This is a genomic window from Paenibacillus sp. 01T422 (assembly GCF_056398785.1).
Genome location: NZ_JBFTQB010000053.1, coordinates 1 through 13,529, shown reverse-complemented (window position 1 = coordinate 13,529; position 13,529 = coordinate 1). Strand labels below are relative to the sequence as shown.

Annotated in this window: 16 protein-coding genes and 1 riboswitch; all 16 genes read right to left on the bottom strand. The window is 41.2% G+C overall.

Annotated elements, in window-relative coordinates; translation table 11 throughout:
• Nucleotides 1-223: 223 nt before the first annotated feature.
• Nucleotides 224-733, bottom strand: a complete 510-nt coding sequence (locus AC1DUA_RS05105; protein WP_477498686.1) for a GNAT family N-acetyltransferase — start codon at nucleotides 731-733, stop codon at nucleotides 224-226.
• Nucleotides 734-900: 167 nt separating this feature from the next.
• Complete coding sequence (locus tag AC1DUA_RS05100; RefSeq protein WP_477498685.1) at nucleotides 901-1,656, bottom strand: creatininase family protein; 756 nt, start codon at nucleotides 1,654-1,656, stop codon at nucleotides 901-903.
• A gap of 267 nt (nucleotides 1,657-1,923) precedes the next feature.
• Entirely contained in the window at nucleotides 1,924-2,619 is a 696-nt protein-coding gene (locus AC1DUA_RS05095; RefSeq protein ID WP_477498684.1) for an EamA family transporter, read from the bottom strand.
• A gap of 61 nt (nucleotides 2,620-2,680) precedes the next feature.
• Complete coding sequence (locus AC1DUA_RS05090) at nucleotides 2,681-2,872, bottom strand: hypothetical protein (protein WP_477498683.1); 192 nt, start codon at nucleotides 2,870-2,872, stop codon at nucleotides 2,681-2,683.
• 79 nt (nucleotides 2,873-2,951) lie between these two features.
• Nucleotides 2,952-3,052: riboswitch (purine riboswitch) on the bottom strand.
• A 602-nt stretch (nucleotides 3,053-3,654) separates the two neighbouring features.
• Nucleotides 3,655-4,164, bottom strand: coding sequence for a DUF1572 family protein (locus AC1DUA_RS05085; RefSeq protein ID WP_477498682.1), 510 nt, complete (start codon nucleotides 4,162-4,164; stop codon nucleotides 3,655-3,657).
• A 100-nt stretch (nucleotides 4,165-4,264) separates the two neighbouring features.
• Nucleotides 4,265-4,714, bottom strand: a complete 450-nt coding sequence (locus AC1DUA_RS05080; protein ID WP_477498681.1) for a VOC family protein — start codon at nucleotides 4,712-4,714, stop codon at nucleotides 4,265-4,267.
• Nucleotides 4,715-4,884: 170 nt separating this feature from the next.
• A complete protein-coding gene (locus AC1DUA_RS05075) occupies nucleotides 4,885-5,538 on the bottom strand; it encodes a carboxylesterase family protein (protein ID WP_477498680.1) in 654 nt (217 codons plus the stop codon).
• Nucleotides 5,539-5,630: 92 nt separating this feature from the next.
• Nucleotides 5,631-5,993, bottom strand: coding sequence for a hypothetical protein (locus AC1DUA_RS05070; protein ID WP_477498679.1), 363 nt, complete (start codon nucleotides 5,991-5,993; stop codon nucleotides 5,631-5,633).
• A 286-nt stretch (nucleotides 5,994-6,279) separates the two neighbouring features.
• Nucleotides 6,280-6,693 carry an XAC2610-related protein gene (locus AC1DUA_RS05065; protein ID WP_477498687.1) on the bottom strand — a complete coding sequence of 138 codons (414 nt, stop codon included), beginning with the start codon at nucleotides 6,691-6,693 and terminating at the stop codon, nucleotides 6,280-6,282.
• A gap of 15 nt (nucleotides 6,694-6,708) precedes the next feature.
• Nucleotides 6,709-7,263 (bottom strand): hypothetical protein, encoded by a 555-nt coding sequence (locus tag AC1DUA_RS05060; RefSeq protein ID WP_477498678.1) that lies wholly within the window; start codon nucleotides 7,261-7,263, stop codon nucleotides 6,709-6,711.
• A gap of 608 nt (nucleotides 7,264-7,871) precedes the next feature.
• Nucleotides 7,872-8,639 (bottom strand): nucleotidyltransferase domain-containing protein, encoded by a 768-nt coding sequence (locus AC1DUA_RS05055; protein WP_477498677.1) that lies wholly within the window; start codon nucleotides 8,637-8,639, stop codon nucleotides 7,872-7,874.
• 407 nt (nucleotides 8,640-9,046) lie between these two features.
• Nucleotides 9,047-9,199, bottom strand: a complete 153-nt coding sequence (locus AC1DUA_RS05050) for an Imm53 family immunity protein (protein ID WP_477498676.1) — start codon at nucleotides 9,197-9,199, stop codon at nucleotides 9,047-9,049.
• 161 nt (nucleotides 9,200-9,360) lie between these two features.
• The gene (locus AC1DUA_RS05045) at nucleotides 9,361-10,182 is read right to left on the bottom strand and encodes a carbohydrate ABC transporter permease (protein WP_477498675.1); all 822 of its coding nucleotides are present in this window, start codon (nucleotides 10,180-10,182) and stop codon (nucleotides 9,361-9,363) included.
• Complete coding sequence (locus tag AC1DUA_RS05040; protein ID WP_477498674.1) at nucleotides 10,182-11,048, bottom strand: carbohydrate ABC transporter permease; 867 nt, start codon at nucleotides 11,046-11,048, stop codon at nucleotides 10,182-10,184. The genes AC1DUA_RS05045 and AC1DUA_RS05040 overlap by 1 nt, the downstream gene beginning before the upstream one ends.
• Before the next feature lie 65 nt (nucleotides 11,049-11,113).
• Nucleotides 11,114-12,382, bottom strand: coding sequence for an ABC transporter substrate-binding protein (locus AC1DUA_RS05035; protein ID WP_477498673.1), 1,269 nt, complete (start codon nucleotides 12,380-12,382; stop codon nucleotides 11,114-11,116).
• A gap of 212 nt (nucleotides 12,383-12,594) precedes the next feature.
• On the bottom strand, nucleotides 12,595-13,529 hold a 935-nt coding region (locus AC1DUA_RS05030; protein WP_477498672.1), incomplete at its 5' end, for a substrate-binding domain-containing protein.

Below are 13,529 nucleotides of genomic sequence, written 5' to 3'. Positions count from 1 at the left end.
CCATTAGGTGAATAAAAAAAGAGACCCACAGCAACGGGCCGCGAGTCTAAGTTATATATTTTAAAGGGGGTCTTGATTCTTAGTATAGGCTTAATTCATTAAGACAGAATGAAAATAATATTTCAATTTGATTACATCTTTCAACTAATGTGTCCCGTTAGCCAGCAAGGCCACCGGTAGAAATATACGGCAGCTTCGCTTGTAGTTTATTGGAACTCAGTAATTATGGAACAGGAATTTCTTTTTCCATAATAAAATCATCCATTACGAATCCATTCCCGATATCCGCAATTTGCTCCCGTACAGTCCTGAAGCCCTTTTTCTCGTATACCGCAATACTGGATTCGTTATTTCGATTGACTGTAAGCCAAATTGAGTTTAGGTTTCGGTCTTTGCATAGCATTTCTAGAAATGCCATCGCTTGGCTGGCATAGCCGTGTCCCCGATGCTCCTTGCCTATATAAAACTTGCTCAGGAACAGCTTCTCCTCTTCTTGTCTAACTGACATATATCCGACCGCGGAAAAGCCATCGTTTTGTATTAAATAATATTCGTAGCCTTGGTTATGGATCTGATCGGTAATGGCTTGAACCGATTGATATTTGCCTATCATGTAATTTATCTGCTCGATTGTAATAATGGATACATAATATTCACGCCATATTTCTGTTGCTAATTGAGCAACCTCTGCGATTTCTTCTGTTGTATTCACGTATGTAAACATAAGCTTCATAACATGTACCTGCCTTTACCAAATCTCTTGTTTCACCTTCCACTATAATATCAATTCTGTCAGCGGGTTACTAGCGAAGGAATGGTAACCTTAATTTTCCCTTAGTCATGTCTAATAAAATGGGTGCAGTTCAGTGCCAGCTACCGTCAGTCTTAATGTTAGGTTAATCAACCTTGAGTTTTTCGACGGAATCCTTCTTCAAGGATTCGTTTAAGACCTTCAGTTCTTTTTTGAATAAACGTGCTCCAAAATATCTTGCCTTTATTCGCTAATTCTTTTTGTGAATAGATGCCTTCATCATACTTCCCCCAACAACCATCCTTGGTTAGCTTTTCCCATCCTAGATAATCAGCATAAAGACGATTTTCTGAAGGTATGTCTGAACCCATAGAGTTAGATTTAACTAGTTCAGGACAAAGCCACATAGCCGTACAAACGGACAAAAGACCACCATGCATTTCATTTAAGCCTTTCAAACCTGCTGCTTCAACTGCCTCATTCCATGCAAGATGATTATTGTGATTTGCGGAAATCATAATAATCTCCGGATATTTGTAATTGATATGCTTAACAAATGCACCTTCCCAGTAAGAGCCGCCATGTCCGGTGCAGACCAAGAACTTTCTAAACCCTTGTCTTATTAGGTTGCAAACAATATCCTCTAGCATAGCTGTTAAAATGTTGGGGCTTACGGTAACTGTTCCCTTAAAATTGGCATGCTCTTCAGAGGTATTAAAGGGAATTGTAGGCAACACATAAGCATTCAATTCATTTCCATATGCGGTCGCATATAACTCAGCTATAAGCGTATCTAAATGCATAGGCAAGTACGGTCCAAATTGTTCGGTAGCCCCAACTGATAGAACAGCTGTATCAATACCACTATTTGAAATTTCCAATGTCGTGTTTTTAAAATTTAGCATTATTGCACTCCTTAAAAAGATAATTTCTTAGTACCATGCTAAATTGTACCATCTATTAAGTGCTAGAGAATGTTTATCATAAAAACTTACCTACGACTTGGTATTATATTCATCTCCCGTTACTTTAATAGACAAATCAGCAGATCATGTGCAGGATGCAGTCATATCCTAATTAAACTATAGTTTCCGTTAGAGCTTAATGATTGATTTTTGAAAAAATGATCAATTAAGGCATATTACAATATTTAGCCGGTTGCGGCTTTTGTGTCAATCGGATACGGTATCTTTGCGACCGGCCCATCTCTTTCGCTTCATCAGCTCCGGAAACGCAACCGCTAGCAGTACCAACAAGACCCCAGCCCATTGGAGCAAGCTTACGTTCTCGTGTAGAACGATGGATGATAGCATAACCGCGACAGGCAACTCTGCGGCACCGAGGATACCTGTCAAACCTTCTCCAATTTGCGGAACCCCTATCGCGAACAATACTGGAGRCAAGAACGCGCCAAACAAGCCGAGCAGTACCCCAAACGGAAGCAGTCCCTCCAAAAGCGCGTGGTTGAACAGGAAGCTGGGTGGGAACAAGAGAAATACAAATAACATCCCACCTGTAACCATCCAGGCGCTTCGRTATGTCGGATGTATGGAAGGCACTGCTTTGCCACTGAACAGAATAAACAACGAGTAGCTTATCGCGGACATAAAGCCAAATATAGCTCCCTTCCAGTTAAACTCGGACAAACCTTGATCGAGTATGCCGGCCGCTAGCAATGTCCCTCCAAACAGGACGGTCAGCGTGATTAACATGATGCCGTTCGGACGCCTCCTCTGTTCGACCGAATTGATCAAAACCCCCATCCATGTGAATTGGAATAGCAACAGAATGGCTAGCGAATTGGGAATATACCGCAGGGATTGGTAATACAACAAGCCTGTTACAGCTGTAGGCACACCAGCGACCATCAGGATGACTCGATGCCTCCACGATAACTTCGTGGCAGTCGTCGTGGATGAAGAAGCTGTCTTAACGTTCCCGCTCCATCTTCCCTTCCATTTTCATGAATAGAACGAGAGTCCAAGCCAATACGAACCCCGTCAACAATTGACTTCCCACGACTTCTCCGAGCGTATAACCTTTTGCGTATGCCTTCGTAACGATTGTTGATAGAATGCCGTAACAAACTGCGCCTAACAAAACCAAAAATCTGTATTTCATCGTTATGATTCCTTCCTTGGGTTTTCTCTGCCGTATATTGAAAACAAAAAACTTCCTTACTATCGAATATAGAATCGTTGCAACTCGATTCCATATTCGTAGCAAGGAAGTTAAGGCTTCCTGTAGAGACCCCCACCCTCTATTTCGTGGGGTTATACGAATGTATTGTTGATTCCTCAAACTAAAGCAAAACAACATAACAATAATAAGGCGCTCGCTCGCGCTTGTCAACTGATGCCGGCTTCATCGTTAGCTGAATAGGATTTTAATAAACTAGCCATCTCCTTTTGCAGACTTGAACAATTTTTATTAGGATTGTCACTACTACTTCTAAACATTTCTAACTGAGGCGGGTTCCTGTAAAAAAATAAATTTCCACATTCATTACATTGATATACTGACTTAGATAAATTGACTGCTAATGATCTAACTCTCATTAGTGCTTTTCTTTGTCTTCTGGAGTTGGGCCTGTTTTTTCAATGGCATCATCAATTGTATCTAGGAAATTAAACCAATCTTGATCTGAAATTACGTGTGCCTTATACGGCAAGTAATCGGTCTGGTCATATATTGGATGACCACACTCACACAAGAACTTCATCCTAAAACCATCCATTCTTTTAGTTGATTAAATTCATTCTATTTTGGATATTTTATAGGACTACCCTGCCCTGGGTTGAGAAACCGGCAGCCTTTCACGGCTGCCATTTCTTTGTGAATGTTGAACTATAGTTCCTCGTTAGCGTAATGATCGATCTTCGAAAATGATCATTTAAGGCATATTACCACTGTAAATGCCCCTTCCTCATTTTGGCGATGTAAGTAATTTGTGCTGTGTGACCCGGCAAATGTCTAAATTGATGCAGAAGCATTTCGAGGGCAGTAGCTTGGTTATCAACTCCGCTATTCGTCAGTGGAGATAAGCTCAAATAAGGTTGTTCAAGTAAAAGTTCAGGTTTCGCTCTTATTTTTTCCAGAACCATAATGATGCGGTCAAAAGATTTCGAAATCAGCTCCAAAGATTGAGCTTTCGACAACTGAAGACCACGATCAAATTCCTTATCTCTGTCTCTTGTATCTGGAACATTAAAGAATGCAGTTTCAATTCGTTGATGTACTGTTCCCCAAATGTGTGCCACTAAATTGGCAATGCTGTTACTATCAGGGGTGGGCGTCCATAAAATATCTTCGTCTGACAGTTGTTCAATTACTTTCAATGTCGATATCTTTTCGGATATGTATTTCTTTAAGAGAAACTCTATAAGAATCGATGTGCTATCCACTAAACTCATACCCTCCTATCCTTCAGGAAACGAAGTCGATCGTCATGACCGGCTGCCGCGATGTCTTATTAAGCTATAGTATCCCGATAGCGTAACAGATACCGATTTATTACTTGAGTTGCTCGCTCAATCCGACGATGATGCCTTCGGGACCGCGGATGTAGGCGAGTCGATTCGTATCCCCGTATTGCACCACTTCGCCGACCAGTTCGGCGCCATAGGCAAGCAGGCGCGCGACCACGTCATCGATGTCATCGACGGCGAACATGATGCGGCGGATCCCGAGTTCGTTAACCGGAGCCTTCTCCGACCCAGTTCTGATCGCATCCGGCGTGTGGAACTTGTCCAGCTCGATCCGTCCGTGGCCGTCCGGAGTTCGCATAAACACGAGGGTAGCATGGACGTTCTGAAGGTCAACGAGACGATCTACGGAGGATCCCTCGACGGTCGTTTCGCCCTCCAACTCGAATCCGAGTTGGAGAAAGAAGGCTTTAACGGCTTCGAGATCGTCAACGACGACAAGGACGTTGTCCATTCGTAGTAATTTATTTTTTGTCATAGTTTTTTATCTCCTTATGAATTAAAAGTCATCATCTCTATTTAAAGCTGTCCTCAATTAAGTTTATGTCTAACCGTCTCTGTCATAAAGTTATTCAGTTGCTGCAGGGTCTTATTCAGCTAAAGTCTCTCGTTAGTTTAACATTTTTTCCTCATAAAGGTAGTTCCAATCTACTTTTTTTGTTCAAGTAGCCAAGTATATAGCTCTTGGTTGCTCAATGTTGTTAGCAATATATCATGTCCCAAATCAGGGTATATGGTAAGATTTACACTTCCTTGATGCTGTTCTACAGCGGTTACCATGTTTGTCATTTGTTCTAGTGGGACAATCTCATCTCTGGCTCCATGAAAAGCCCAAATTGCAGTATTTTTGAGCTGCTCTGCTTTAGAAATTTGTCCTCCTGAACTCAATGGCACAATTGCAGCAAATGTTCTTGGATTATGGATAGCTAAATCCCAAACTCCATATCCTCCCAAACTATACCCTATCAAATAAATACGTCTTGGATCTACGCGGTGAATAGTTATAAGCTCATCTACCAAAGCAGTAACTGCATCACGCTCCATGTTCCAATAAGACTCACTTGGACATTGGGGAACCGCAACAATAAACGGTAGCGATAATTTACCTTCATTAACTATTTCAAGCAGTCCATWACTAGATAGTTGGGATACGTCCTCGCCCCTCTTATCCATACCATGTAAAAAAATAATAAGTCCCCACTCATGAGTCGAGTCTTCATATCCCTCAGGATGAGAAATGAGATAATCAATCTGTACTTTTTTGGTTATTTCGACACTCAGGGATCTAGGTTGTATTGTCATTCAAATATTCCTTTCATTGATCGTCATTTAGTTATGAAGGCTTCAGATGATGTTATTGAACAAACGTTCACCGAGGGAGCGTAATGACAGTATTATCCTAAATCAAATGTGGTATATCCACAATTAATAATTTTCCATTGTAATCTAACGAATTCTCGCCGAGTTTTCTTTCTTTCATTCCTAATAATTGAAAACCAGGTTCTACGATAGGGGAATATCACTTTAAGTTTTGGCTCTGAAAAGAATTCAAAATATTTAGGCTGATTGAAAGCATCACGCCAACCAACGCAAAAAGAATCTTCGAAAGTGCGTTTTGTCCCATCTGTCTCATTACAGAAAGTTACCCAATTTTCCCTACATTCAATAAAACTTATTGTTTGGATATGCTTATTACTATCGGTAAATCTGATTCCATCATGAGTAATATCTAAAAGTTGGTGATAATGAATTTCCATCAAACACACCTCATTTCCTCTGTTACAATATTTCTTCTTATTTATAATATCCTTTTGGATCAGCATAACATTATGAAGAAATCTGCCCGTTAGGTGAGCGAAAGGCTGCCGATCGTGCCCGCAGCCTCCCTTAGCTTGTTTTGAACAAACGTGTCCGTTAGCGCAATGTTCATTGCTTCGCATTTCAACTTGTGATACGGTTCCCTGGCTCTGTCTAAAACGGCAAGTTTTAGACCATCCTTTGTGAGATGGCCTTCTCGTTTAACTACAAACGTCGCCAGTTGCATTAGTCTTTATGATAATCTTTAGTCACTTTCATAACTCCATCTAATCGTTCTTTAACGATAATATGGACTCCGCTTTTCCCCGTAGTATCAGAAGTTCCCTCAAATGTCGCATCTTCGGTTCTTGCCAGCATAACTTTCCCATCTTGCCACATGTAATACTCATAATAATAACCATCGATTTTCCTGCTGCTCGCAATAAGCTCCTGATCTCCGGCCTTTATCTCCAGATAGGCGGTCTCGCTAATATCCTCTAGATCATTATTTTCGACATATCTGCTTTTCTCATTATCCCACAACCAATAATAATGCGGCGCATTCAGCGATGTGCCACCTTCATTCTTCCATAAGCTAATATCCAAATAACCGTCGAAATTCCAATCGCTTAAATTGAATCCATAGGTAACTTCAGAAATATTAGACGTCTCCGTTTAATCAAAAAGCAATTCCTGCTGATAGGATAAGGGGTTACATTGAACGACAATTTTGTTGACTTTATTGACCCCTTCCTTTAAGTAATACATTGTTTTATCAGCCCTAAGTTGATAACTTTGAACGGTTTGTCCAAACACACCAAATGAAAATTCTGGCATATTATCGCTGATCTTTACTTGTACCCTATATTCAATAGGATTTACGATATCCTTAGGCAATGGACCGCCAGAATAAACATAATTCTTCGGCAATGTATACTCTTTGCTAGCAGTTGATGAAGATACTCCTCCGCTTACTTCTCCGCTCCGTGTTAGATTTGGAGCCAGTGTCGGTGTTGATTCTGGTGCTGGTGTTATAGTCTTCGATGTTGATGTTGAGGTTGATGTTGATGTCGTTATCGGTGTTGAGACTGTCGGGGTGGTATCGGAAACTTCACTCGTGGTAGTGGTAGAATTTGATGCCTTAGTATGAGTTGGATAGTGACTTGTACATGCAGTAAATGCTAAAGTAGTCAAACAGAGCAGACAAATTTTAATCTGAATTTTTTGCATATAACCCCCACTCCCTTGTATACAGCCTTTCTTCCAAGAATATCCTATATATTAAATTTTACAATTCACTAAGGAATCCTGCCCTTCCCTCGGTTTTAACGGTTTATCTAACGTATTCTCACTCATTCGCAGGATTTCATCACCTTAAAAATAACGATCACCTAGAAACCGAAGTCCTATGGATAAGAATCCTTAATTTAACGCGTGCGGGAATAGAGGAGCCGTAAAATCATTCCCCTAAATTTCATTCTACTGCACGCATATTCCACGAATACCTGGAAGTTTACCATCCCATGGCTCTACGGGTCTAGGCCCTAACATTCCATCGTTATACTTATCCAAGGTGTGGAGACCGATAGCGTTTAGCGGACGGGTCAAAGCCCTTCTCGGGCAGGAACTCGGTTCTCCGTGAAGCTGCCGATCACGGGGATCTACTCCCTGTTTTAACTATCGTTCTTGCGTTAGCTCAATAGTCTTATGTTTTAATTAGAGTCGCTGCTTATAGTTCTGAGGCTTGCCGAACACCTAACGCAGTGACGTCCCGACGGGCTTAGGGGGCTGGATGTGGTCACTCGCTTCTCAGAGTGACCCGGAGCGTCAATATGGTGTTAGCCGAAGGAATTTCTGGAAGCAGCCATTGCATTTAAGGCGTTCTCAAAATAGCTATATACTTCATCTGCAATTCCCAGAAACTCTTCAACAAGTACATTACTATCCAAGTAACAAGCATACAGATAATCAACTAAAGCGGAGTCAATCTCACAATAGTTTAATATGGCATTCTTCATCTTAATAATGTCATCTTGCCATACACCTGCATCTTCTAAAACCAAAGAATATAATGCACGAATTAATCTCTTAGAGTAACCTTTAATATATCTAGTTTTCATTGTGTTATCACTAGCATTAGAAAGTAAACTATGTATACGATCTACTTCCTCCTTGGTCTCTGTATTTAAGTCTAAAATGAACTCTGGAGAAATAATTATCGGTGGTACTTTTTCACCAACGTCATGACCATATATGCAAACACAAATTATCTTTACCCAAAAACCCCACTCATTTGGTTTACTTAATACATCGTCAATCGAGCAAATTGTCGTATCAATCTTAGTTACTACTGGATATTCTTCCAAAAGCCTGTCTTTAATATTTGACAATCTTTCATAATCAATATCTTTGGGATTTACACATACAATAGTAAAGTCTGCATCTGACTTAAAAGGTTTAGCAGTTCCTTTTGGAATCGAGCCACACATATAAATGCTATGAATCTTACCTTTAAATTCGGTAAGTATATTATCTATATACTTATCAACAAAATCCTTATATTCACTTTGTATTACAATTCTATTTATAACTTTTTCTAATATCATATAGACTCCTCCTAAACTAAGAACTTCTTTCGGCTAACGTCTTTTTGCGAACTTCGTAAATTCGTCATGCCTTAAGCTATTCGCGAAATCATTCAACTATCTGCCCGTTAGGTGAGTGAAAGGCTGCCGATCGTGCCGACAGCCTCCCATTGCGGAGCACTATAACTAAATTGAGGAACGGGTTTCAATGCAATGACTATTAAACAAATCAAAATTCCTAGATATATAATTGTCTTGAACTTATCCGTCAATTAAATCACCTCCACAGGGTTAGACGCTGAAATACCCAAAAAGTTCCAAAATTCCTCCAAGCCTTACGGTTACTCTAAACTCCCGTTACTTCAACATACAAAGGCACCCGATCGTATACCGCCTGCCATCATGTCGTGATTGAACTAAATTCCCAGTTAACTTTCAAATGGTTTGTTTTCTAATGTAGTTTCTTGCAAATTAATGCTGACACTCCAACCGGGATTATCAAGCGTAACGATTTTCAATCCATAACCATGTTCCCAATCTCCATCAAACTGTAATAAATACCAGTCTTCCAACCATCTCATTAAATTCAAATTGATTCAAAAATAACATTCAATATTCCCGTTAACGTAATGGAGGCCACCGATCATGTCGGCAGCCTATCCAAAAAAAATGGCAGTGCCCGATGTAGGGACACTGCCATTTTCTATATCATCATGCTCAGCGTTGTTCGTGAAGAGAATTTCTACTTCACAGCACCTTGCGTAATACCATTAATAATCCACTTTTGCGCTATCAGATATACGATGACCATTGGGGCAAGCGCAAGCAGATACGATGCGAAAGCCAAGTTGAAATCCGTGCTGAATTGGCCTTGAAACACGTACTGTACAAGAGGAAGCGTGTACGATTCCGGTTTGCCCAAAATAATAAGCGGCAGCATAAAATCATTCCACGTCGACAAGCAGCTTAATATGGCGATAGTAGCATTAATAGGTGCAAGAAGAGGGAAAATAATGCGCCAGAAGGTGCCATAAGTTGAAGCACCGTCAACCGTAGCGGCTTCTTCCAATTCAATTGGTATCGTGCGGATATACCCAACATAAACAAAAATGTTAAAAGCAAGACCGTACACGATATAGAGAATAATTAATCCCGGCATGTTGTTCATATGCAAATTCGTTGTCAGCTTTACAATGGGAAGCATAATAATTTGGAAAGGAATGAACATCGCACTGATGAAATAAAAATATAAGCCTTTAAAGAACTTGTTGTTCATATTTCGCGCAATCGCATAGGAAACAAGGGAATTGGTCAGAAGTATGAAACCAACGGAACATATGGTGATCACAAAGCTGTTCCCGAAAGCCGTGAAAAAGTCGGTCGCTTCAATGGCATTCGCAAAGTTTTCAAAGTGCAATCCCGTTGGCAGCGAAAAGACCGATTTCGCCATTTCCTCCGGATTCTTTAGTGCAATAGCAACCGCCATATATAAAGGGAACAAAATGAGCAATGATCCCAGTGCGATCAAACTTGTGACGATCCAGTTCGTGGAGTGTTTTGTCATTATGCTTCCATCTCCCGTTTCTGCAAAAATTTAAGCTGTATGACAGAGATGACTACAATCACAATAAAGTAAATGACGGCATTCGCCGATTGGTACGCAAATTCTCCGCCTTGGAAGCCGCCTTGATAAATCAAGTAAGCAATGGACTGCGTCGCGCGACCGGGTCCGCCTCCCGTCAATGCGACGATCTGGTCAAAAACCATCAGGGATCCCTTCATGGCAAGTACCATATTGATCGTGAAAAAGGATGAGATCATTGGAAATGTAATTTTCCAGAACGTCTGCCATTTACCTGCCCCGTCCAAAGAAGACGCTTCATAGATATCCTGTGGAATCGTTTGAAGTCCAGAGAGATATAAAATCGTGTTAAACGCAATGCCTTGCCAAACAGCTACAATCACGATCCCGATCCATGCCCACTGTTCATTTCCTAGGATGTTCGTGGACAGGAACTCGATTCCTAATTTCTCTCCCAACGTAGGAACAATGTTAGCAAATAGATAGTTGAAGATATAACTGACAATAAGTACGCCAAGCACGTTAGGGAGAAAATAAACCCCCCGGAAGAAATTACGGTATTTAATACGTGAGTTAAGACCTAGTGCAATGAGCAAGCTTATTACATTAATGAATATAGTAACGACGATAGCGTATTTAAATGTAAACAAATACGAGTTAATCACATTGACATCTTGAAAGAGGTTAATAAAATTCTTAAAGCCTATAAATTCGTACCCTTCGCTGTACCCATCCCAATTGGTGAATGCGTAATAAATGCCTTGTAGCGCAGGAAAGGTATGAAAAGCGAAAAACAGGAGCAACGCTGGTATTGCCATACTGTAAAACGCCGCTTTTTTTGAAACCATGATGAACCTCCTTTATAAATAGGGAGAGAGCACCTTACGGCGCTCTCTTCTATGTGTGTCGGCGCTTACTTGCGGTTAGCAACTTTATCCCACTCGGTATCAAATTGTTTCACATAAGCATTAACATCTTTCTTCTGCAAGTAACTTTGGATAATCGTATCCGCTTTAACAGCACCAGGAATGTAGTGATCGGAGAAGTCCTCAATGGCCCCACTCGTGAACGAAGCATTCAGATCCTGTACACTGGCATCGGTTTGATTCACGTTTTTCACGGCAGAGAACGCTTTTTGCTCATCAATGTAAGTTTGAACGTTTTCCGTTTTCAGCATGAATGCAATGAACTTCTTAGCCTCTTCAGCATGCTTGCTGCTTTTGGAAATTGTCAGCAGGGTATCAACGCCGGAGATAACTTTATTTTTAGCCGGGTCGTTCGTCGCCGGGAATGGGAATACACCCAAATCTATGCTAGGATTAGCTTTTTTGATTTCTGGAATAGCCCATACCCCTTGCAGATACATGGCCGATTCACCTTTGGCGAAAGCCGTGTTACCATCGTTGTAGCCCTTGCCCATCATATCCTTTTGACCAAAATCCAGAAGCTTTAATTGCTTGTCAGCTACTTCACGGAACTCTGGGCTGTCAAACTTCACCGAGCCTTTTGATCTTTTATCATAGAAATCAATGCCCATGATGTTGGTAGACAAGGAGTTAAATGGCACCATCACCGTCCAAGAGTCTTTGATCGTCAAATAGAATGGAGTTTTACCGGCATCCTTCACTTTTTGCGCGGTAGCCAGTAATTCATCCCAGGTTTTCGGAACGCTTAGACCCAGTTCTTTAAACATCGTTTTATTGTAAATAACGCCACTTGCATTAGCTGTAAAAGGAATCGCGCTGAGTTGATCGCTTCCTGTCAGTTTCTTCAACATGTTTATGTAGGAAGGCTGAATATTGGCTGTAAGTGAGTCATTCGAAAAATCAGCAAATAAACCGCTCTTGGATAGCTGAGCAAACGTATCCGTTGCTCCGAGACCAATAATATCGGGCACATCTTTTTTGGCAACACGCGTTTTCAGAACCGTTTCCGCATCTGGCGGGTTCACTTGCGTCACGATGATGTTCGGATTCGCATCGTTAAACTTTTTGACCAGCGCATCGAAGGAGGCTTTCGCTTCCGCTTTATTCTGGAAGAACTCCAGTTTTACTTTCTCTCCTGATGCAGTTGAAGTTCCCGTATTGGAAGCAGATTCACTGTTCGTCTTAGCACCACCACAACCTGCAAGGACAGAAAGTGCAAGGACACTTGTAAAAATCGTTGTAACTGTTTTTTTCATCGAAGAAACCTCCATTTTATATAAGAAATATGAGTAAGACTAATCTCCATAATGAGTAAACGTTTACTTAAGTGAGAAAAAAAGAGCCAGCAATTTGCTTCACATCACCACCCATAAGAAATGAAATCTTCTCAGTTAAATGACTATAAGAGTTTAAAAGAACAGTCATTTAGGTTAAACGTTTACTGAAAAATCTGAAAAAGAAGCCCTTTTCAAGGCTTGGATCGCACGGTCTGTCTTTCCACCAGTTGATGGCTTACAATACTGCTCGACACTTGCATTTCACTTTGTTCAATTAAAGAAATCAGCTTTTCTGATGCCAAGCGTCCCATCATTGTCAATGGTTGATGTATCGTCGTCAGCGGTGGGTAGACCATTCTCGCAAATTTTAAATCATCATAACCTATGATCGAAAGATCATCCGGTATCCTGAGCCCTTGTTCAAAGGCATAATTCATGGCGCCAATGGCCATCTCATCGCTTGCCGCGAACACAGCTGTAAAAGGAGGCGCTTCTGTCAGCAGCTTCTTCATAGCATCCCTACTGCGCTCCAATTGAAAACCACCAATAGCTACTCGCGATTCGAGGTATTCAATGCCATTGTCAGCCAAAGCCTGACGGTACCCCTCTAAGCGTGGATAACCCGCTATCTCATCCTTAAGCGAACCGCTGATCATGGCGATCTCCCGGTGCCCCTTCTGAATAAGATAGTTCGTCGCATGGTAGGCGGCTTGACGATCATCGACTTTGACATATGGTATCATATGTTTTTGGGACATTGTGTTTACTAGTATAACTGGTACTCGCATTTCCTTGATTGCTTGATAGTATTCATCCTTAAGCACTTCGCTTGTGAAAACAATGCCATCTACCTGCTTCTCCCTTAGAACTTGCAAATACTTCATGGTCCGCTTGCCTTCTTCAGCCGTATTGCACACAATGACACTGAACCCTTTTTCTTGAGCAGTCTCCTCAATACCATGAAGAATATCAGACGAGAAGCTGCTGGACACATGCGGAAACAAGACGCCAATGGTCTGAGTCCTCTTATTAACGAGCCCTCTTGCAATCGCGTTAGGTTGATAACCCAGCTCTTCCACAGCTTGCATAACCTTTAGTCTGGTCCTGTCTGAATAGCCCGCGAGAT

Bases quoted from the DNA above. Each gene is read 5' to 3' on its own strand.
- AC1DUA_RS05055 (WP_477498677.1), bottom strand. From the start codon at position 8,639: ATGATATTAGAAAAAGTTATAAATAGAATTGTAATACAAAGTGAATAT.
- AC1DUA_RS05045 (WP_477498675.1), bottom strand. From the start codon at position 10,182: ATGACAAAACACTCCACGAACTGGATCGTCACAAGTTTGATCGCACTG.
- AC1DUA_RS05080 (WP_477498681.1), bottom strand. From the start codon at position 4,714: ATGACAAAAAATAAATTACTACGAATGGACAACGTCCTTGTCGTCGTT.
- AC1DUA_RS05040 (WP_477498674.1), bottom strand. From the start codon at position 11,048: ATGGTTTCAAAAAAAGCGGCGTTTTACAGTATGGCAATACCAGCGTTG.
- AC1DUA_RS05060 (WP_477498678.1), bottom strand. From the start codon at position 7,263: ATGCAAAAAATTCAGATTAAAATTTGTCTGCTCTGTTTGACTACTTTA.
- AC1DUA_RS05050 (WP_477498676.1), bottom strand. From the start codon at position 9,199: ATGAGATGGTTGGAAGACTGGTATTTATTACAGTTTGATGGAGATTGG.
- AC1DUA_RS05085 (WP_477498682.1), bottom strand. From the start codon at position 4,164: ATGAGTTTAGTGGATAGCACATCGATTCTTATAGAGTTTCTCTTAAAG.
- AC1DUA_RS05035 (WP_477498673.1), bottom strand. From the start codon at position 12,382: ATGAAAAAAACAGTTACAACGATTTTTACAAGTGTCCTTGCACTTTCT.
- AC1DUA_RS05090 (WP_477498683.1), bottom strand. From the start codon at position 2,872: ATGAAATACAGATTTTTGGTTTTGTTAGGCGCAGTTTGTTACGGCATT.
- AC1DUA_RS05105 (WP_477498686.1), bottom strand. From the start codon at position 733: ATGAAGCTTATGTTTACATACGTGAATACAACAGAAGAAATCGCAGAG.
- AC1DUA_RS05100 (WP_477498685.1), bottom strand. From the start codon at position 1,656: ATGCTAAATTTTAAAAACACGACATTGGAAATTTCAAATAGTGGTATT.
- AC1DUA_RS05070 (WP_477498679.1), bottom strand. From the start codon at position 5,993: ATGGAAATTCATTATCACCAACTTTTAGATATTACTCATGATGGAATC.